Here is an 18,956-nt window from a genome sequence, read left to right on the forward strand (position 1 = left end):
GCTGTACAAAAGCACCAATTGTGACGGTAAACGCTCAACACCTGTTAAAATCGCATCAACTTCGCCTGACCGACATGCGTAAGAAGGTGCTGGACTTATTCTTGACTCGTTCTGAAGCCTTATCTCAAAACGATCTGGAGCAACATTTGGGCAAGGTAGACCGCATCACTTTGTACCGTACCCTGCGTACCTTTGAAGAACAAGGCTTGATCCACAAAGCGATGGACGGTACCGACAAGCAAAAATATGCCCTATGCCAACACGATTGCGGCCAGGGCGTACACCACGATCACCATGCGCATTTTCATTGTGACACCTGCGGAAAAACCATTTGCGTAGAGGCTATTGCCGCACCAGTTGTAGCACCTCCGCCTGGGTTTTCGGTTTCGGAAACCCATCTGGTCATGAGGGGGCAGTGCGATCAATGCAACTAATCAATTTGACGGCAACTCAGGCAATTCTTGCACATTTTCTAAATTCAAAATGTATTCACCAGCTTTAGTGATGGGTACTGGATTTTTGAGTGACTCCACCACCAGATAGCGGATTTTTTTGACACCTGCTGGCAGCGAGACAATGAATCGCTTTTCTCCTTGGGGTTTTACCTCCATCAAAAGTTGATTGCTAGTCGCATCATTTACTTGTAAAATCAGCTCTCGACGCTGAAATGGACTCAAATTTTGGCCAAGTGACCCAACCGCCAGCGTCAGAATTTTGCGCTTTTCGGTCTTGGCAATGCTGGGCAAAGCAGTGGCATACAAGTGATTTTCGTCGTTTTTTGACAATTCATCAGTAGAAAAAACCACTCTGGCATTGTCTGGTGCTATACTCAGCCAGTGCTTTTCATCGCCTAGGGTATTGATTTCCTTCCCCAGGTTTTCAGGAGTAGACCATTCTTTCCAATCCTCATTGATGCGATGGCTTACAAACAAGTCACCGCGACCCAGACTGGGCAAGCGATCAGCAATGAAATACAGATTACCGTCTGGCCCAAAGCAAGGAGCCCGTTCTTCGCCACCTTCTACCACAAAAGATCCCATAAATTCTGGATTTCCCCACCCAAAACGACTTTCTCCTTTGATCATGCGGTACAAATGGATAAATGGCGGCTCTAACTCGTGTGCTTGCTTTTTGTTGCCAGAGCCTTCAAAAACCAGGCAATGGCCATCTGGCGATAGTGTAGCCCGACCCACCCAAGGAAACTGATTGACCGTGAGCGGCAACCCAAAAGGTTTTTGCCAGTCTGAGGCACCAAAAGTACTCATCATGAGTTTGCCACCCTGAGCCAGCAGCATCTCCCGCCCATCACTGGTTATGCTGCCAGGAACATCATCCAGCTCGCTGCTCAGTGCTTCTACTCTTTGGGGGGAAAGCCAGGTTTCTGTTTTCGAGTCATAGTAGGCAACATACACATCAAGTCCGGTTGCGCCATTGTTTAAAGCCAGGTACAAGGCTTGTCCATCCGGTGCGTATACCGGAGCCAGTTCCTCCTTTCCTAAATTGCTCCATCCGCCCAAAGGCGCAGTGATGATTCCATCGGCAGGACGTTGCATGATTTCCAGAGCAATCTTGAACCATTCTTCTTTTGAAGTATAAAAAGGATATTGCTTATCACAATCTGGTGGCAATACATCCGGGTAAAGGCGTTTGGCGACTAGGAGCAGTTGAATGACTTTTTCCCAGACTGCTCTGCGTTGGTATGAGGCCAAGGCCATCCGAAATAGGTCGTACCCTCGTTTGGATGGTGCCGTAATTTCTAGGTACCGCAGCAAATCCTGGTCGTAGCTCGCTTGGCGTTTGCCGCTGCGCAACTGTTTCATCAGGCTCCAACCCAAGCGGAGTTCTTCCAATTGTGCCCATTCAGTGGGGGAGTAGTCGATGCTGTCGATCAATAGTCCATCGCCGGTCAGGCGGTTGATGTGCAAGTCGATCCAATCGTCGAGGATGAAGAAAGGGCGTTGCCGCAAAAAGTTCAGTGCAAGTTGCACACTGTCTTGGCGCAAAATGTCTACGGCTTCGTTTGACCAGCATGCTTCTGAAAACCAATGTCCGGGCTGTTCTTTGACAAACGTGGTCAGGTTGCGGTAGGTGAACTCCTTCAGAAAGGCATCGAGAATAAAGGAATAAACATAACTCGGATAGCGCGAACCTCGTTGTTTCAGTAAATCCTGATTGCGGTTGTACAGCGCATCCAAAATGGCGTAGCTGGCTTTGCGAACCGATTTCAGGTGCCAGCGCACCATCTTTTCGCGCAATTGCTCGCGGTCTTGAAAAATAGCCACCGAGGGCGTATCTAGAAAATGACTCAAGTGCTTTTCAAACGTCAAAATGCCACTGCTGTCATGAAAATAGGTCAAGGCCAAGCGTTCAACCGTGATGCGCAAACTCCGAAAGGTTGCGGTATCCACTCTGGTTTTTTTGAATACTTTTTTACGTGCTTTCCAGCTGAGTGCCTGCCATTGATCAGCGGCGCGGTACAACTTCTCCGCTATTTTGTACAGGCTATCCAGTCGATTTTCCTGTTTTGCCAAAGCTATTTGCACCAATCCTGCCTGGGCGGCAGAAGCATACACGGGGTGGTTGAGGTGCTTTTGAAAAGCAAGTTGAGCAGCAGGGTAAGCCTTTTTGGCCAAAAGTTTGTAGCCTTTTTTGACCTGGGCAAAGCCCTGAGCGGAGCAAAGCAGCAACAGTATTCCAATGCTAATTGGGCGGAGGTTCATCTTTTTTTCAACAAAGATAAATACAAACTACAATCAAAACGTATTTTTTAGTTGTTTGGCTTAAAAACAAGTCCAAGAGCAGGTCTAAAAAGATTCCTGGAAAATAGTCCAGGCTTTTTGGGCCAATTCTTCGGTTAATTTTTCGATGTAATAACTGCCAGCGGCGGGATCAATGACCTTGTCCAGGTGGCTTTCCAGGCGCAAAAGGTGTTGCACATTGCGGGCAATGCGCTTGGAGAATGGAGTTGAGGGCTCGCTTTGTGCCGCATCCGAGGGTAGTACATACAATCGATTTGTGCCACCAATTACAGCAGACATGGCTTGAGTTGCAGCACGGATCAAATTGGTGTTGGGATTGGTATCCGCAGTGAGGGGAGCAAAATGTACGGAAATTTCAAACCCCTTGTCTGCTATTTCGTAGGCCTGGAGTACGTTGCGCCACAAAATGCGCAAGGCGCGCAATTTGGCAATTTCCACAAAATAGCTGGTGCCAATGGCTACCGAAAATTGAAATTGGTCAGCAATCTCGTCCAATTTTGCTCCATGTTCTTGCAACTGATCCAGGAGATTTACTCCAGTCTGAATGATTGCGGCCAGTTCTGAAGCTGTATTTGATTGTCCTTGGTGAAAGCCTCTGCCATTAATGCAGCAAACTTTATACCCAGGGAGTTCCTGATTTACCCATCGAATGAGCGTCGCTGAAGACTCGTGCTGCGCTGAATCCAAAGCAACGGATCCGCTGATTTTGGCTGGATCAAACCCTTGTTCCAAAACGAAATGCTTCAATAATTGCAATACCTCCAAGGGCTGTTTTTGAGCATAAGCTTCTACAAAATGAATAGAAATGAATTCCAATTGTACTCTTTGAAGCAGGATGGTCAAACCTTTTGAATCCAGTGGCTGTGTAAGATGGATCTCAATTGCTTCAGCGCCACCCTCCAGCGCATCCAAAATAGCCCGATTGGCCAAGTCAGGGGCACTTCCATCAATGTATTCGCCGATTTCCCAGGTGTTTGTATTGCGCTGATCCACCAGGGGAGGCCGCTGGGGCGAAAAATTATCGGAATGATAAAACGGATCAACAAGGATGCCTTCACCCAATTGCCATTGCAAATCCGACCAGGGCTTGCCCTTTAGATCTTTTTCCAGTTGTTGGATCCATTCCTCATAACTGGTTTCCGGAAAATCAAGTGTCAACATAGTTTTTTTTTTAAGTTATGAGGTATGAATTATGAGTTATGAGTGGCACACAACTTGTGCTTATTGTGCAAGATTGTCATAACTCATAACTCATAATTCATAACTCCAATCAGTATTCTCCGGTTGCGAAGTCATTCTTCTTCTTCATCCATCTTCCTCTGGTGAAATCTGGGAAGGATTGCGGAGAACTACCCGTAGCAATACTCGCCTCAGAAAGCGGGGTGATGGCCAACCAACTTGCGGCATCATACACATCGATCTGGGCAGGTGCATTGCGCTTTACGCATTCGATGAAGGAGTTGAGCACGAAGAAGTCCATTCCGCCATGTCCTGCACCCTGGGCGTCATTTTCATAGCGTTTCCAGAGGGGGTGATCGTATTTCTTAAGGTATTCCTCTGCCACTTCCCAGCTGTGGGCTTTGGGACTGGTACCCTCGATGTACAACGATTTATTGACGTCCATCCACAAACCCTTGGTGCCTTGAACCCGAAAACCCAGGGAATAAGGGCGTGGTGAATTGGTATCGTGACTCAAAATTATGGTTTCGCCGTTGTTGCATTTGATGACGCTTGTCACCACATCGCCTAATTTCCATTCCAATTTAGCATTGGGGTGATTGGGGCCGCCTTTGGGATGGTTAGAAACGAATTCCGCTAACGCCCGAGGCTTGGAAGAGGTAGAAGTAATGTGCACAAAACGATTGCCCCGGTTGATGTCTACCATCATGGCCACTGGCCCTACACCATGAGTAGGGTAGAGGTCGCCATTGCGGTGCAGGGAGTGATTGGTGCGCCATTTGGCTTCGCTGAAGCCTTTGTCGCCAAATTCTACCCCGCCGCCATAAGGATTTACGCCATCGTTGAATTTTACCTCTCGCAAATCGTGTTGATATCCGCCTTCCAGGTGCAGGATTTCACCAAACATATTCTGGCGCACCATGTTCATCACCGCCATGACGTCGCGGCGGTAGCATACGTTTTCGAGGAAAAACAAATGTGCTCCGGTTTCTTCATGGGTGTTGACCAGTTCCCAGCATTCATCTAGTGAAAATCCACCGCATACTTCACTGCCTGTGTAAATGCCACGTTTCATACAAGCAATGGCTTGCTCTGTGTGCCATTCCCATGGCGTGGCGATGATTACCGCGTCCAGCTTTTCTTTGTCGAGCATGCGGCGAAAATCGTACTCTCCTTTTTCTCCGTAAGCAGATGCTGCTTTTTTTCCAGCCCCGCTGATCATTTTTTGGGTTTCGGCGAGTGCCTTGGGATCAATATCACAGATAGCGACGACCTCACAATCCGTTCGGCGCAAGGCCAAATCAACGTGACTGCGGCCTCGCATGCCTGTACCGATGAAACCCAGGCGAACTTTATCCGTCAGCGGGCCTTTGCGTAGAGTTGGAGCTCCAACCAATTCAGTGGCGGGCAATACCATACCCGCGCCAGCAGCGATGGAAGACAGTTGTAAAAATTTACGACGAGATGTTTTTGATGACATGGTTAGCGTGTCTTTAAGCGAAAAAGATACGCAATTTTATCATTTTGGCTCAGAAATTAGCACAGGGCAGTAAAATTATTGAAAGGCAAATGGTGAGCGATCTATGTAAAGCAAAACAAACTTCTACCTTTGAAAAATTTATAGACCACCCAGAACTTTTTTTCCTGGCATTCGTTATCTTTGTGACGATTTCACTAAGATTAGATTCAATCTAAATAAATTTAAACCATGACCAAGGATACACGCCGCGTGTACGTGGACAATAACGCTACCACTCCGACCGATCCGCGGGTAGTTGAGGCGATGTTGCCGTATTTTTATCAAATGCCTGGCAACGCTGCCAGCAGAAACCACCCTTTTGGTTGGGAAGCAGAAGAAGCAGTAGATTACGCTCGGGAGCAAATTGCCGCCTTAATCAATGTTGACCCGAAGGAAATCATCTTCACTTCAGGTGCCACTGAGTCAGATAACCTGGCCATCAAAGGAGTATTTGAAATGTATGCTGGCAAGGGCAACCACATCATTACGGTAAAAACCGAGCACAAAGCGGTGTTGGATACTTGCAAGAAATTGGAGAAAGAAGGTGCCGAAGTTACCTATCTGGAAGTAAATAACGAAGGTTTGATCGATCTGGCTGAATTGGAAGCTGCCATCAAGCCAACTACGATTCTGGTTTCTGTAATGTGGGCCAACAACGAAACTGGCGTCATCCAGCCTATGAAAGAAATTGGCGAACTTTGTGCAAGCAAAGGGATACTTTTCTTTAGCGATGCAGTACAAGCGGTAGGTAAAATCCCGGTAAATCCTAAAGAAATGGGGGTTCACCTGATGGCCTTCACCTCACATAAAATGTATGGCCCTAAAGGGGTTGGTGCATTGTACGTAAGCCGTAAGAATCCTCGGGTAAAAGTTACCGCCCAAATGGATGGTGGCGGCCACGAACGCGGCATGCGTTCTGGCACACTGAATGTACCTGGCATTGTTGGCTTTGGCAAAGCTGCTGAAATCGACAAAGCAGAAATGCACCAGGACGCTGAACGCCTGAGCAAAATGCGCGACCGCTTGGAAGCTGCATTCAAAGCAAACCTGGAAGAAGTATATGTAAACGGCAGCCGCGAACACCGCATGCCGCACGTAACCAATATCTCTTTCAAACACGTGGAAGGCGAAGGACTAATGATGACCTTCAACCAAAACATTGCGCTTTCTTCTGGTTCAGCCTGTACATCTGCTTCATTGGAGCCTTCTTATGTACTGGTTGCCTTGGGCTTGGGAGATGATTTGGCACACTCTTCACTGCGATTCAGCTTGGGTCGCTTTACCACGGAAGAAGACATCGATTACGTGATCGAAAAAGTTAGTGCAGGTGTAAATCACATGCGTGAACTGAGCCCGATCTGGGAAATGTACAAAGAAGGAGTGGATTTGACCACCGTACAATGGTCTGAACACTAATTTAAATTTTCACCCATGAATTTATTCCTGGGCTAACTTGAAAAATCTAAAGTCATGGCTTATTCCGATAAAGTCCTCGAACATTTCCAAAACCCACGCAACGTAGGTACTTTGGACAAAAGCAAAAATACCGTAGGTACTGGCCTGGTAGGTGCACCTGAATGTGGTGATGTAATGCGCCTGCAAATTGAAGTTGACCCTGCTACCAGCACTATCCTGGATGCCAAATTCAAAACTTTTGGCTGTGGCTCGGCGATTGCTTCTTCTTCTTTGGCTACCGAGTGGCTAAAGGGAAAAACCATCGATCAGGCGCTAACCATCGACAATATGACCATTGTAGAAGAATTGGCGCTCCCACCAGTGAAAATTCACTGTTCGGTGTTGGCTGAAGATGCGATCCGCGGTGCCATTGCTGATTACCAGCAAAAAAATGGCATTGAAGTAGCGATTGCTGAAAAAGCGCACTAATTGTTTTACCTGAAATTACAATACTATGCTGTTTGTAGCTGAAAGTGCAAAGGAAAGAATCACCGAAATTCGCTCACAAGGCCAGTTGAAGGATGACTTTTTTGTGCGGGTATCTGTTACCAGTGGCGGGTGTTCAGGACTGAGTTACAACATGGATTTTGATAACGAATCAAAACCCAATGACCAGGTCTTTGAAGACAATGGCGTCAAAGTGGTGACAGACCTGAAAAGTTTCTTGTACTTGTTCAACTCCACCCTTGAGTTTTCGGGTGGTTTGGAAGGCAAAGGCTTCTTTTTCAACAACCCCAATGCCGCGCGTACTTGTGGTTGTGGAGAGAGCTTTGCGGTATAAAAGTATTGAGTTGCACACAATCTTGCCCTAAAAGCAAAACTTGTGTGCAACTCAATACTATAAAACCTTGTTTACGATATAAACCATTCCTTCTGGGGTTTGCCAGCTCGAAATGACCTGCGCATCTCCAAAATAAAGTACGTTTGATTCCAATTTCACCGGAATAGAGTTGCCTTCCAACGTAGTGACCGTACCCATGCCAGCCAGCTTTTTGGAGCTCAATGCCTCCTTTATGACATGCTTTTTTAACATGGTCATTTGTGCTGAAGTATGATTTGGATCCATCAGATCCATCAAGAATACCCCACCCAATTTATTGTAAGCATCATCAGTTGGGACAATCAAGGTACTCTTCTGTTTGAGTCCCACCAATTGAGGCATTCCGCCGGCAGTGGCAATCAGCATTTGGTAGGTGGTTGTATTGCCCACTTTTTTGAGTGCAGTTGCAAAATTTTCCATTTGAGGTATGGCTGAGCCAGTACTACAGGAAGTTCCCAAAAGCAGCAACAAGAATAAGGTAGAAGTAACTATACGCATAAACAATTCATTTTAAATGAGTTCTTTCATCCAGAAGCGCAAGGGTTTGGGGCTTTCAGCCGCCTCGTTGATGTCTTTCCAGGACATGTAGCAAACCATCTCCGTTTGCTGAAAACCGCGTCGTCTCCAAAAATGATTCAAAGGTACATAGTCTGTGGGTTTGAGAGGGTGATCCGCCGGGCGTTCTACCCCGCAAAAACTGGCCCATTTGAATCCTGAAAGAGAGCGGGCTTTGCGTTCGCGCTGTTCAAAAAAAGCAACGCCAATGCCTTTTTGGCGGTAATCCGGCAACAATACCGATTCGCCGTAGTAATAAATCTCGTTCAGGTTGTACCCTTTTTCCAAAAAAGGCTTTTTGACGTTGTCCGGTTCTTGCACCAGCGGAATACAGGTAGACGCACCCACCACCTTATCTCCATCCTGAGCAATGACAATTGCTGCGAAAGGTGAGCTGAGGTAAGTCTTTAGGTATTCTTGCTCATGCTCCATGCTTCCTTCATACAGATAGGGAAAAGCCCGAAACACTTCGATCCGCAAACGGGCAACATCATCCAGATAAGGCTCGAGTTGTGCGCCTGAATAAGTAATGATTGAGATATTCGTATCCATATTGTACACGGCAGTAGAGAGCAAGGGAGTTTATTGATTGTTGAGGGTTTTTTCGAGATCCAGATTTAGGGGCATTTTTAGCTTGTCGTTGGCCTTAACCTGGTACAAATCATGGCGGCGGTCTTGCAAATTGCGCACACTGCCCCGGTGGTGCAGGTTGTGCAAAAGCTCCAGATCTACATCCGATACAATGATGGATTCGACATTGGCGGGCAATTGAGATTTGATGGCTCCTTGCGGAAACGCATAATCTGATGGGGTGAAAATGGCCGATTCGCCGTATTGAAATTCGATGGCACTGATTTCGGGTAAATAGCCCACACAGCCAGAAATGGCAACGTAACACTCATTTTCAATGGCACGAGCCTGCGCACAATGCCTTACCCGGAAAAAGCCCTCTTGTGAATCAGTCGAAAAAGGGACAAACAAAATCTGCACCCCCGCATCGGCATACAAGCGGCCCAATTCGGGAAACTCTACATCGTAGCAGGTTTGAATCCCGATGCGTCCACAATCGGTATCAAATACTCCTAACTTATTTCCAGGCACCATGTGCCAGCTGTGTTTCTCGTAGGGGGTAAGGTGAGTCTTCAGGTATTTTTCAACACTTCCATCGCGTTTGCACAAAAAGGTCGCATTGCGCAATTCTCCTGCTGGAGAAAGCTCGGGGATGCTTCCAGTAATGACATTGACTTGATGAAGATGCGCCATTCTGGAGATTTCTTCCATCAGATAATTCGTGATGGAGGTCATGGCAACAAGCCTATCCCGCTCCTTAGTAGCAGGAAAAAGGCTCAACAACGGCATGGAAAAGTACTCCGGATAGAGCACGAAATCTACACCATAATTAGCGAATGACTGGACCTGGTGCTCTATTTTGTCAAGGAAAATTTCCACTGACTCAAAATTCCTTACCAGCCATTGGACAACACCCAGGCGAACTTCGCCTGGTTTCAATTCAGTAGCGTTTCTCATTTCCGGATGAAAAGATGCTGAAAAATGTGACGGGCAAAGGTACAGGAAACCGAGGGGATTTGCAAATTATTTTCAACCGGCCGTTTTAGGTGTTAATATGGTAATAAGGTGTCGCTTCAAGCCCTTGAAGTGACACCTTGTTTTGTTAGGGGAATCCGGATTAATCCAGCCTAAATCTTGATTTTCAAGAATCAATCCGCCAGATTTGTAGGGCAAGTAGTTTATCTTTAGCCTAAACTTTCAATGTGATTGATTATGAAAAAGGTCTCCATTCTTCTACTACTGATTGTGCTGGCGTTTTCTTGCCGAGAAAAATCCAATACGCAGGAAGTGCGCATCAATCCAGCACCCAAACCCAATACCACCTTCTACAAATTGAACCAGGAAGTATTTGTACATGCCCTGGAAGGACTTTCTTTGCGGAAAACACCCGATTCGAAAGCGGAAAAAATTGGAATTGCTCCATATGGCGCCATTTTGACCATTGTAGCCATGCCTTTGCCCGAACACGAATATGTGGCCGAGAAAATTGGCGATTTTGAGCTAAAAGGCCATTGGGTCAAAGTACGCAATGAAGAAAAGCAGGAAGCCTATGTTTTTGATGGCTATTTGACCCATTTTCCCATTTTGGCGGAAGAAAGTGAAGAAGACATGGCCGATCCCGAATGGTTTTATCAAACGCTTTCCAAATTCAAAGGCGAGCGGGAAATTTCTGCCCCCAACGAAGCAAAAGGAATCGTGGAAGGATACAAACAAGCTTATGCCGACGGCGGAGAGTTTGAGTACATCCTTTACAATGGCGGTGTTACGCAGTTTTTGCGCGTACCTGCCACTACGCTATCGCTGCAACAGGCACTGGTCAGCTTGCGCTCGTTTTATTTCAGCAATGCCAAAAAAATGAAAGCAGAATGGGATGCCAAAAAACAAGTTGTCAGAATCCTGGACGAGGATTCCCCCACCGAATGGCTGGAATTCGGGCAAAAAGGCAATCAAGTCGTGGTTGGGTTTTATTCAGGGGATTAAGAGCAGGTCTAAGCCTTTAAATCGTCATTCAAACCTCGAAAATTGATTTTGCCAGCGTTGGCTTTTAAATGCCCGGCGATGGCCAGTGCCCGAATAATTTTCAATTCTGAGCTTTTGGGTTGGGCAATGATGTACAGCAAGGTACGCTGCTTTCCGGGGGTAAGTTGCTCCCAATAGGCCTTGGCATCGGGATCTTGTTCCATTACTGCCACAAATTCTTCGGGTACAGGGAGGCCGTATTCACTCGCATCTTTGTGTACGGATATTTGCACCTGATCGCCGATTTTCAGTTTCAGTTGCTTCATGCGCGCCTTGTTGACGAGGATGATGTACACGCCTTCTCCTTTGGAAATCAGCGCACATTGGTATTCCACCTGGCCATTGATGTTGCACACCACTCTTTTGTCTTCACCTAGCTCACTAATCGCGGTTACGATGGGCGCAGGTACAATAAAATGCTGCCCCCATAAACGATTGGTGGATTCCTCCATGTAAGAGGTAAACTGAAAACTGCTTGTTGAATCCATTGCTGATCTTGTATAAAAAAAACCTCCTTCGGCGTTCACAAACGCACGAAAGGAGGCTCCAAATTATGCAAAAACTCTTTGGATAGAAAAGCTTTCCAGCTCATCCAGTAACATTTCCAGTTCTTTTTCAGTGGTCAGGGGATTCATCAAGGAGACGCGGAGGTAAACCACGCCGCGCAAGGTTGTTTGAACAAGGTAAAAATTGCCTTTTTCCAGTACGCGCTGTCTGAGTTCCAGGTTGAAGGCATTGAGGTCTGAGACGCCAGGTTTTATGACTCTAAAACACACAATGTTGCACTCCGGTTCCATGGCAAGCTCAAAATTTGGTCTTTTTGCGAGAATTTTTGCAAACTTTTGCCCCAAATCATAAGTCTGATCCACCGCTGCTGCAAACGCGGCTTCACCGTAAAGCCGCAAAACCGTAGCAATTTTGAGCGACATCATGTATTTGGTGCATTCAAAAGTTCGCTTGCCCAGGTTGTACCAATCGGCTTCGGTATTGTTCCAGAGGTATTCAGCCCGTTGTTGAAAGGTACGGAAACTGTCTTCGTTCCGCTTAAAGACCAGCCCGGTAGCCAATGCCGGAATCATCAGCATTTTATGAAAATCCATGACCACCGAATCGGCGCGCTCAATGCCCTGGAGCAAGTGGCGGTATTGCTGCGAAAAAACAGCCGCCCCACCATGTGCTCCATCGGCATGAAACCAGATGTTGTGGCGCTCCGCAAAATCGGCAATTGCCTCCAGGTTGTCGTGCGAACCCGTAGACGTGGAGCAGCAACTGCCAATCACCGCTATTACGTGTAAGCCCTGCGCTTTGGCTGCGTCTAGGTACGGTTCCAACAAATCGGTACGCATTTTAAACCGTTCATCGGTAGGCAGTTTGATGATGCCCGCGTTGCCCAAGCCCATGATTCGGGCAGCCCGGTCTACACAATAATGTGCCTCCTCGCTGACCATAATGGCCAGGCGTTCCTGGTTGCCTTCTGTCCATACCGCCGCAGGGGCTTTCAGGGCGCGGGCGGCCAGCAGGGCGGTCAGATTGGCCAAGGTGCCGCCGGAGGTCAGGATTCCGCCACTGTTGGCGCTATAGCCAATGCGTTTGGCCAACAATTCGATGACCAGCCGCTCCAGCGGAACCGATACCATCCCCATTTCATACAAGGCCATGCCCTGGTTGAGTACACTGCTCAGTAAGCCCGCCAAAGCAGCAGCTGGTGCAGTAACCGCTACCTGGTGTCCCATATAACTGGGGTAATGCGGCTTTACCGATTGCTGGATGACGTCGTCAAAAAATGCAGCGGGATCATTCCGCAGTGGCGCATCGAATTCCGCTTGCCAAAAAGCATAACTGCTGAGGGGCTCCTGGGCTGGAAAAACCTGCGAGGCTGCTGGGCTTTGAGCCGACTCAAAGTAAGTGGCCAATTGATCGATCAACGCATGGCCTTGTTGCCGAAAGGTTTGAGGGTCATAAATGCGTTGGAGTAGGGTCAGGTTATCTTCCATAAGTGGTGTTTTTTTTTCGTTCTTTGCTGGAAAGGTATACTTATTTGAACCCTCGCTGGCGCAAGTCATCCACAGCAACGTACTGCTGGTTCAAAGTCGAGGCTCATTTTGTGGGCTTTTGAATGACCGGGTAAAAATCGTTCTACCCATATCAAGCCCCTCGCGGGGCAAATCCTTCAAAAGTAAAGTTTTTAAGAAATTTTAATGCGTTTGCTCTTGGGCTTATTTCTGAGTACCTAATAAGGTTGACTAAAATGGTAAACTTGCGGGACAAGAAGCCTGTACTTCCAAATTCAAACGACAAGGATTGCGGCCACAGAACACTTTTTACCTTAAACCATTAACTTAAAAAAATCCACTTCCATATGACAAAAGTATTAATCACAGGAGCAACAGGAAATATTGGAACAGCAGTAATCCATGCTTTGAGCCAAATAACGCATGATCTTGATCTTTTTGCGGGGGTCAGGAATATCATTGAGGACAAGATTAAATTAGGCCGCTACAACATCAAATTTTCACAATTTGACTTTACCGACGTTAAATCATACCAACCCGCCCTGCAAGCCTGTGACATCCTTTTTTTATTAAGGCCACCACAGATTTCGGATGTAGAAAAATATTTTAAGCCAATCATTGAAACTTGTCAAGACGTTGGGGTAAAGCACATTGTTTTTTTATCCGTTCAGGGCGTAGAGAAAAGCAAAATAATCCCACACCACAAAATTGAAAAGCTAATTGTTGACAGTGAAATTCCTTACACTTTCTTACGGCCTGCTTATTTTATGCAAAATTTCACCACAACCTTGCGCAAGGATCTGGTGAATAAAAACCTTATTTATCTGCCTGCCGGCAATGCAAAATTTACCCTCATTGACGTGCGGGACATTGGTTCGGTTGCTGCAATCATTCTGACAAACATTGTTCAACACATCAACCAGGCTTATGAACTAACTTGCACCGAACGCTTAACTTTTTCAGAAATGGCAGGGCTTTTAAGTACCCAATTGGGAAGAAGAATCCAGTTTAAATCGTCAAACTTGATCAATTTCTTCCTGACAAAAAGAAGGGAGAAAACCCCCACCATGCTGATACTTGTCATGATTATGCTTCATTACTTTCCCCGATTTCAAGCCAAACCAGCAATAAGTAATTGGGTGCAAATCATAACCGGCAGGCAACCAATCACTTTTGAGCAATTTATAAAGGACAACAAAGAATTGTTGAGTGTTGGGTTACCTAATGAAAACCAATAAATCTTATTCAAATAATCAGCCGAAGAGTGGGAATCTTGCAATTTTTAAAAATAATTGTACAACAACTGAGGATAACATTGGGCCTAACTTTGTGAAGTGTCTAATCTTAAAATCCATTCAAATGAAAAAGTTATTCCCAGGCTATAGTTTGTTCCTTGCATTGATGAGTTGCTTGGTGGTGACCTCCTGCGACAGTAAAAAGCCAGAGGCGAAAATAACCACCAAACAGCATCTGGACGCAGGAACCAAAACAATTGAAAATATGCAATCGGCATACAAAGGAGAGAGAACTGCAACCGCAAAGTATGCAGCGTTTTCAAAGAAAGCCGAAGAAGAGGGATATCACAACGTTGCTTTATTGTACAACGCAGTTTCAGCAGCCGAAAACATTCACTCCATAAATCACAAAGCTGTAATTGAAGACGCTGGAGCAACCGTTCCAATCATCACGCCTGAATACAAAGTAAAAACGACCAAAGAGAACTTGAGTGAAGATATAAATGGCGAAGCCTACGAAGCTAAAAAAATGTACCCTGATTTTTTAAAAACTGCCGAAGCAGCTGACAACCAAATTGCTTTATTAAGTCTTAATTATGCCAGGAAAACAGAGCTCAAGCATAAATTCTTTTTTGAACAAGCTTTGGGTGACATCAATAGTAATATGTTGAACAGTTTGCCAGCCAAATATTTCGTTTGTCCCGTTTGTGGAAATACCTACACCTCTGCACCCAAACACTGCGACTTTTCATTAACAGACAGAGAAAAATTCATCGTATTCCAATAACTTGAAGAAACTGGGAGCTGCAAGACAGATATTCGAAATGATAGTTTTGTACAACAAGAAAAAATGCACCATGTACAACTAAATGTTGAATAGGCCGGTTGAGAAACTGGCCTATTCAACATTTGGAAAACCTAAAGGTTGCCAAAACCAACAATTGTGGTTAAATTAGCGATCTATATCCACCAAAATACCTAACAGCTCATTAACCATGATCCTGCGCATCACCCTGTTTATCCTCCTGGTCACCATCACGGCTGCATCCGCCCAACCAAGCAATCTCCCCCTCCGCAAAGCCCTTGAAACGTCCAGCCGCTCCATCCGGCTCGATGTACCGATGACCAACACCATCCGCAATGCATTCAAGGCGGGTACGCGCGACTTTTCAGGTAAGCCAGGCCCCAATTACTGGCAATTGGAAGCCGACTATACCATTAATGCCAGCCTCGATACGGCCACTCAAACCATTACCGGATCGGAAAAGATCAGCATGCACAACAACAGCAAGGGCAATCTGGGAACGATCGTATTGCGCCTTGACCACAACATCTTTCGCCCACTAGCCCAGCGGGGTGCTTCCGTGCCAGCAGAAACCACTGATGGGATGGTTTTGACCAGCCTGAAGGTTGCTGGCCAGGAAGCTGCCCTAAGCGCTGCCGAAGCTCCGAGGCGTGGCAATAATGACAATACCGCATCAAAAGTAACCATCTCCGGACTTACCCAGACGGTAGCATTCATCAATCTTGCCGAACCGGTTAAAGCTGGAACAACGGTTGAACTGGAAATAGAATGGCACACCAAACTGCCCGGTGGCCCCAATGGGCTAGGCCACCGCATGACCCAACGATTTGACAATAAATTGTTTCAACCCACCCAATGGTACCCTCGCCTGGCCAAATACGATGACCTGCTCGGCTGGGAGACCAGCCCTTATCTGGGACCTTCAGAGTTCTACAACAACTTCGGCAAATTTGACGTGCGCATCACCGTACCAGGCGGCTGGATTGTCAGTGGTACAGGCTTGCTGCAAAACCCCAACGAGGTGTTGACGGAAACAGCAAGACAGCGACTCTCCACGGTACTCAACTCCGATGATGAGGTAACCATTGTGGGGGCGACTGAAAAAGGCCCAGGAAAATCCACTGCGCCAGGCGACAAACTCACTTGGCATTTTGTTGCCGACAGGGTAAATGATTTTGTCTGGGCAAGCGCCGAAAACTTCGTCTGGAAAGCCACCCGCGCAACCATTCCCGGCAAAGGCGCCGTCCCGATTCACATGGTTTACCTGCCCGAAAGGGCCGAATTATTTGAACATGCTGGTAAGATTTCCCGTCATGCACTCGAGTTTTATTCGGCACTTTGGGCGCCTTATCCATTCCCTCAATTGACCTTGCAGGATGGGCCAAGCGAGGGCATGGAATACCCCATGGTCATTAACTCGAACCAGGATGCTGCTGACCATGAAACTGCCCACCAGTGGTGGCCGATGATGCTGGGCACCAATGAAACGCGGTACGGCTGGATGGATGAAGGGTTCAATCAGTATATGAATATTCTCTCGGATGCAGATTCTGGGGGCAAGCCGTACAATCTGGATGGCTTGGGCCAATACTATGGCTGGATGAGTGGCGACGAAAACGAAGCCCCGATGATGTGGAGTGCCAATGATGCGGGCAGTGGCTATAGGTTTCAAACCTACCAAAAAGCGCCCTTGATGCTCTCCATGCTGGGCGGCATTGTAGGCGATCAGGCTGTTATCAATGCCATGAAAAAATATACCGCAGCCTGGGCTTACAAGCACCCTTCACCTTGGGATTATATTTTCTTTATGAACAATGAACTGGGACAGGATCTGGAATGGTTCTGGTACTACTGGTTGTGGACCACGGAGTCTGTTGATGGATCGATCCAGGACGTAAAAACCACAAGTGGCAAAACAACCGTAACGATTCAGCAAGCAGGGCAGATGCCGTCGCCGGTGGTGTTGAAGGTGGAGTTTGAAGCAGCAGGCCCGGTCATCAAAACATTGCCCAACGCCAAAATGATTGATGCAACTACTGCCGAAGTTACCTGGCCCGTATCCGTTTGGTTTGACGGCAAACGCACTTTTGATGCCGAAATGAATTTTGGAAAACGCAAGATCAAAAAAATCACGTTTGATCCTCATGGCCGTTTCCCGGATGCCAATTCTGACGATAACGTTTGGCCACAGAAATAAAGAATTTTATGCAAATCAAAATCAACTAGGATGGCAATGGAAAATCAAAAGGAGTTGTCCTCAGAACAACAGGAAGAACTACTCAGCACCTTAAAAGCCCGGTTTGAGAAAAACAAAAGTCGCCATGAAGGCCTTGAATGGGCCAAAGTCCAAGCCAGGCTGGAAGCAAATGCCGAAAAACTGTGGTCGCTCCATGAAATGGAAAGAACCGGCGGTGAACCAGACGTAATTGACCTTGATCCAAATACGGACGAATACATTTTTTGCGATTGTTCGGCGGAAAGTCCTGTTGGCCGCAGAAGTCTTTGTTTTGACCATACAGCACTGGAGTCAAGGAAAGAAAACAAACCAGCCAACAGCGCTATGAATATGGCTGCTGCCATGGGTATTGAACTTTTTACGGAAGAAAAATATAGGGCACTACAACAATTGATAAAGTTCGATTTAAAAACCTCAAGCTGGGTAAAAACCCCTGCTGAGATCAGAAAACTCGGCGGCGCCCTCTTTTGTGATCGCCGCTATGACACTGTTTTTGTGTACCACAATGGCGCAGAATCTTACTATGCCGGCAGGGGATTCCGTGGCTCGCTTAGGGTTTAAACATTGCCCAGTATGGTACATTTGAATTTGAGCGCGAACTTTTCGATTTTTTGACCTAATTTTATCCATAAGCGGATTAAACACAACTCTTATTATGAACTCACGTCGCAAATTTTTACAGAAAATTACGGCAACCGCCATTGCCCTTCAATTGCCAGACTATGTTTTGGCAGGTAACCCTGAAACCTATAGCCAACCTTATGAAGGCCCCGTTTTGCGGGTAGCCATTATGGGACTGGGCAGTTATGGAAACCGGGTTGCCGAGGCCATGCAATCCTGCAAAAAAGCCAAATTAGTGGCGGCTATCAGCGGTACCCCGTCTAAACTTAAAGAATGGCAGAGTAAATACAATATCCCGGAAAAAAATTGCTACAACTACGAAACTTTCGATGCGATCAAGAACAACCCCGACATTGATGCGGTGTACATCATCACTCCCAATGCCCTGCACAAAGAGCAGGTAATCCGGGTGGCCAATGCGGGCAAGCATGTGATCTGCGAAAAACCCATGTCGATCAATGCCAAAGACGGACAGGCCATGATCGATGCCTGCAAAAAAAGCAATGTAAAACTGCTGGTCGGCTACCGGATGCATTTTGAACCCAAGACCCTGGAAATCATCAGAATGAGAAAGGAAGGGGAGCTGGGTAAAGTTTTATTTTTCCAGGGCCTATGCGGCTTTACCATCGGAAATCCCTCCCAATGGCGGCTAAACAAAAAACTGTCAGGCGGCGGTGCAATGATGGACATCGGCATTTATGCCATCAATGGTGCTCGGTATATGGTAGGAGAGGAGCCAATCTGGGTGACTGCACAGGAAATCAAGACCAACCCCGAAAAATTTAAAGAAGGCATTGACGAAACCATCCAGTTTCAGTTGGGTTTCCCCGGAGGGGCAGTGGCTTCCTGCTTGTCAACCTACACGATGAACAACCTTGACCGCTTTTTCTTGAATGCCGAAAAAGGCTTTGCAGAGTTGTTGCCCTCCACTGGCTATGGCCCCATCAAAGGGCGCACCAACAAAGGCGAATTGAACCATCCGCATGTTACGCACCAGACCGTGCAAATGGATGAAATGGCGGGCATCATTTTGGAAGGCAACACCCCCATCGTACCCGTTGATGGGGAAGAAGGATTAAAAGACCTAAAGATTATTGATGCGATCTTTTTGGCTGTCAAAACGGGGAAGAAAGTACCCCTGAAATTGTAAAAGCCAAGTTCAAGATATTGT

General features: G+C 46.7%; 18 protein-coding genes. 10 read left to right on the forward strand and 8 right to left on the reverse strand.

The features are described 5' to 3' along the window. The first annotated feature begins 20 nt into the window (after window positions 1–20). Window positions 21–434, forward strand: coding sequence for a Fur family transcriptional regulator (locus ABW391_RS01130; protein WP_353479969.1), 414 nt, complete (start codon window positions 21–23; stop codon window positions 432–434). Here ABW391_RS01130 and ABW391_RS01135 read toward each other — a convergent pair whose 3' ends face one another. The 3 genes from ABW391_RS01135 to ABW391_RS01145 form a co-directional block, all read right to left on the reverse strand. After that, window positions 435–2,720, reverse strand: a complete 2,286-nt coding sequence (locus tag ABW391_RS01135; protein WP_353479970.1) for a hypothetical protein — start codon at window positions 2,718–2,720, stop codon at window positions 435–437. An 84-nt stretch (window positions 2,721–2,804) separates the two neighbouring features. After that, on the reverse strand, window positions 2,805–3,920 hold the full coding sequence (locus ABW391_RS01140; RefSeq protein ID WP_353479971.1) for a methylmalonyl-CoA mutase family protein: 1,116 nt from the start codon (window positions 3,918–3,920) through the stop codon (window positions 2,805–2,807). Between the two features lie 109 nt (window positions 3,921–4,029). After that, the gene (locus ABW391_RS01145; RefSeq protein ID WP_353479972.1) at window positions 4,030–5,418 is read right to left on the reverse strand and encodes a Gfo/Idh/MocA family protein; all 1,389 of its coding nucleotides are present in this window, start codon (window positions 5,416–5,418) and stop codon (window positions 4,030–4,032) included. A 228-nt stretch (window positions 5,419–5,646) separates the two neighbouring features. Here ABW391_RS01145 and ABW391_RS01150 point away from each other — a divergent pair, with 228 nt between their 5' ends. The 3 genes from ABW391_RS01150 to ABW391_RS01160 are packed head-to-tail and all read left to right on the forward strand — an operon-like array spanning window position 5,647 to window position 7,693. Further along, on the forward strand, window positions 5,647–6,873 hold the full coding sequence (locus ABW391_RS01150) for an IscS subfamily cysteine desulfurase (RefSeq protein ID WP_353479973.1): 1,227 nt from the start codon (window positions 5,647–5,649) through the stop codon (window positions 6,871–6,873). 54 nt (window positions 6,874–6,927) lie between these two features. Next, window positions 6,928–7,341, forward strand: coding sequence for a Fe-S cluster assembly scaffold IscU (gene iscU / locus ABW391_RS01155; RefSeq protein ID WP_353479974.1), 414 nt, complete (start codon window positions 6,928–6,930; stop codon window positions 7,339–7,341). Between the two features lie 25 nt (window positions 7,342–7,366). After that, window positions 7,367–7,693 (forward strand): HesB/IscA family protein, encoded by a 327-nt coding sequence (locus ABW391_RS01160; RefSeq protein WP_353479975.1) that lies wholly within the window; start codon window positions 7,367–7,369, stop codon window positions 7,691–7,693. 57 nt (window positions 7,694–7,750) lie between these two features. On the opposite strand, the gene ABW391_RS01165 is transcribed toward ABW391_RS01160, so the two are convergent. From ABW391_RS01165 to ABW391_RS01175, 3 genes are read right to left on the reverse strand one after another with little or no spacing between them, the layout of a single operon-like run. After that, the gene (locus ABW391_RS01165; protein ID WP_353479976.1) at window positions 7,751–8,230 is read right to left on the reverse strand and encodes a fasciclin domain-containing protein; all 480 of its coding nucleotides are present in this window, start codon (window positions 8,228–8,230) and stop codon (window positions 7,751–7,753) included. A gap of 12 nt (window positions 8,231–8,242) precedes the next feature. Further along, window positions 8,243–8,839: a GNAT family N-acetyltransferase gene (locus ABW391_RS01170; protein ID WP_353479977.1), complete on the reverse strand. Its 597-nt coding sequence runs from the start codon at window positions 8,837–8,839 to the stop codon at window positions 8,243–8,245. 30 nt (window positions 8,840–8,869) lie between these two features. Further along, the gene (locus ABW391_RS01175) at window positions 8,870–9,814 is read right to left on the reverse strand and encodes a carbon-nitrogen hydrolase family protein (protein ID WP_353479978.1); all 945 of its coding nucleotides are present in this window, start codon (window positions 9,812–9,814) and stop codon (window positions 8,870–8,872) included. Between the two features lie 255 nt (window positions 9,815–10,069). Here ABW391_RS01175 and ABW391_RS01180 point away from each other — a divergent pair, with 255 nt between their 5' ends. After that, window positions 10,070–10,837, forward strand: coding sequence for an SH3 domain-containing protein (locus tag ABW391_RS01180; protein ID WP_353479979.1), 768 nt, complete (start codon window positions 10,070–10,072; stop codon window positions 10,835–10,837). An 8-nt stretch (window positions 10,838–10,845) separates the two neighbouring features. Here ABW391_RS01180 and ABW391_RS01185 read toward each other — a convergent pair whose 3' ends face one another. Next, a complete protein-coding gene (locus ABW391_RS01185) occupies window positions 10,846–11,364 on the reverse strand; it encodes a YdeI/OmpD-associated family protein (protein WP_353479980.1) in 519 nt (172 codons plus the stop codon). A gap of 63 nt (window positions 11,365–11,427) precedes the next feature. Next, window positions 11,428–12,870, reverse strand: coding sequence for a pyridoxal phosphate-dependent decarboxylase family protein (locus ABW391_RS01190; RefSeq protein ID WP_353479981.1), 1,443 nt, complete (start codon window positions 12,868–12,870; stop codon window positions 11,428–11,430). A 365-nt stretch (window positions 12,871–13,235) separates the two neighbouring features. Between ABW391_RS01190 and ABW391_RS01195 the strand changes: the two genes are divergently transcribed. The 5 genes from ABW391_RS01195 (at window position 13,236) to ABW391_RS01215 (ending at window position 18,935) form a co-directional block, all read left to right on the forward strand. After that, window positions 13,236–14,126, forward strand: a complete 891-nt coding sequence (locus tag ABW391_RS01195) for an NmrA family NAD(P)-binding protein (protein ID WP_353479982.1) — start codon at window positions 13,236–13,238, stop codon at window positions 14,124–14,126. A gap of 121 nt (window positions 14,127–14,247) precedes the next feature. Further along, the gene (locus ABW391_RS01200; RefSeq protein WP_353479983.1) at window positions 14,248–14,910 is read left to right on the forward strand and encodes a rubrerythrin family protein; all 663 of its coding nucleotides are present in this window, start codon (window positions 14,248–14,250) and stop codon (window positions 14,908–14,910) included. A gap of 208 nt (window positions 14,911–15,118) precedes the next feature. Continuing rightward, window positions 15,119–17,125, forward strand: coding sequence for a M1 family metallopeptidase (locus tag ABW391_RS01205; RefSeq protein WP_353479984.1), 2,007 nt, complete (start codon window positions 15,119–15,121; stop codon window positions 17,123–17,125). Window positions 17,126–17,161: 36 nt separating this feature from the next. Beyond that, a complete protein-coding gene (locus ABW391_RS01210) occupies window positions 17,162–17,725 on the forward strand; it encodes a DUF4256 domain-containing protein (RefSeq protein WP_353479985.1) in 564 nt (187 codons plus the stop codon). 94 nt (window positions 17,726–17,819) lie between these two features. Next, window positions 17,820–18,935 carry a Gfo/Idh/MocA family protein gene (locus tag ABW391_RS01215; RefSeq protein ID WP_353479986.1) on the forward strand — a complete coding sequence of 372 codons (1,116 nt, stop codon included), beginning with the start codon at window positions 17,820–17,822 and terminating at the stop codon, window positions 18,933–18,935. Window positions 18,936–18,956 lie beyond the last annotated feature (21 nt).

Origin of the sequence: Haliscomenobacter sp. (assembly GCF_040403615.1) — a bacterium.
Lineage (GTDB): Bacteria > Bacteroidota > Bacteroidia > Chitinophagales > Saprospiraceae > Haliscomenobacter.

Excerpts from the sequence above, each read along its gene's own strand:
- ABW391_RS01185 (WP_353479980.1), bottom strand. The coding sequence starts at position 11,364 with ATGGATTCAACAAGCAGTTTTCAGTTTACCTCTTACATGGAGGAATCC.
- ABW391_RS01195 (WP_353479982.1), top strand. The coding sequence starts at position 13,236 with ATGACAAAAGTATTAATCACAGGAGCAACAGGAAATATTGGAACAGCA.
- ABW391_RS01170 (WP_353479977.1), bottom strand. The coding sequence starts at position 8,839 with ATGGATACGAATATCTCAATCATTACTTATTCAGGCGCACAACTCGAG.
- ABW391_RS01205 (WP_353479984.1), top strand. The coding sequence starts at position 15,119 with ATGATCCTGCGCATCACCCTGTTTATCCTCCTGGTCACCATCACGGCT.
- ABW391_RS01135 (WP_353479970.1), bottom strand. The coding sequence starts at position 2,720 with ATGAACCTCCGCCCAATTAGCATTGGAATACTGTTGCTGCTTTGCTCC.
- iscU (WP_353479974.1), top strand. The coding sequence starts at position 6,928 with ATGGCTTATTCCGATAAAGTCCTCGAACATTTCCAAAACCCACGCAAC.
- ABW391_RS01200 (WP_353479983.1), top strand. The coding sequence starts at position 14,248 with ATGAAAAAGTTATTCCCAGGCTATAGTTTGTTCCTTGCATTGATGAGT.
- ABW391_RS01160 (WP_353479975.1), top strand. The coding sequence starts at position 7,367 with ATGCTGTTTGTAGCTGAAAGTGCAAAGGAAAGAATCACCGAAATTCGC.
- ABW391_RS01210 (WP_353479985.1), top strand. The coding sequence starts at position 17,162 with ATGGAAAATCAAAAGGAGTTGTCCTCAGAACAACAGGAAGAACTACTC.
- ABW391_RS01140 (WP_353479971.1), bottom strand. The coding sequence starts at position 3,920 with ATGTTGACACTTGATTTTCCGGAAACCAGTTATGAGGAATGGATCCAA.
- ABW391_RS01190 (WP_353479981.1), bottom strand. The coding sequence starts at position 12,870 with ATGGAAGATAACCTGACCCTACTCCAACGCATTTATGACCCTCAAACC.
- ABW391_RS01145 (WP_353479972.1), bottom strand. The coding sequence starts at position 5,418 with ATGTCATCAAAAACATCTCGTCGTAAATTTTTACAACTGTCTTCCATC.
- ABW391_RS01175 (WP_353479978.1), bottom strand. The coding sequence starts at position 9,814 with ATGAGAAACGCTACTGAATTGAAACCAGGCGAAGTTCGCCTGGGTGTT.
- ABW391_RS01150 (WP_353479973.1), top strand. The coding sequence starts at position 5,647 with ATGACCAAGGATACACGCCGCGTGTACGTGGACAATAACGCTACCACT.
- ABW391_RS01215 (WP_353479986.1), top strand. The coding sequence starts at position 17,820 with ATGAACTCACGTCGCAAATTTTTACAGAAAATTACGGCAACCGCCATT.
- ABW391_RS01180 (WP_353479979.1), top strand. The coding sequence starts at position 10,070 with ATGAAAAAGGTCTCCATTCTTCTACTACTGATTGTGCTGGCGTTTTCT.
- ABW391_RS01165 (WP_353479976.1), bottom strand. The coding sequence starts at position 8,230 with ATGCGTATAGTTACTTCTACCTTATTCTTGTTGCTGCTTTTGGGAACT.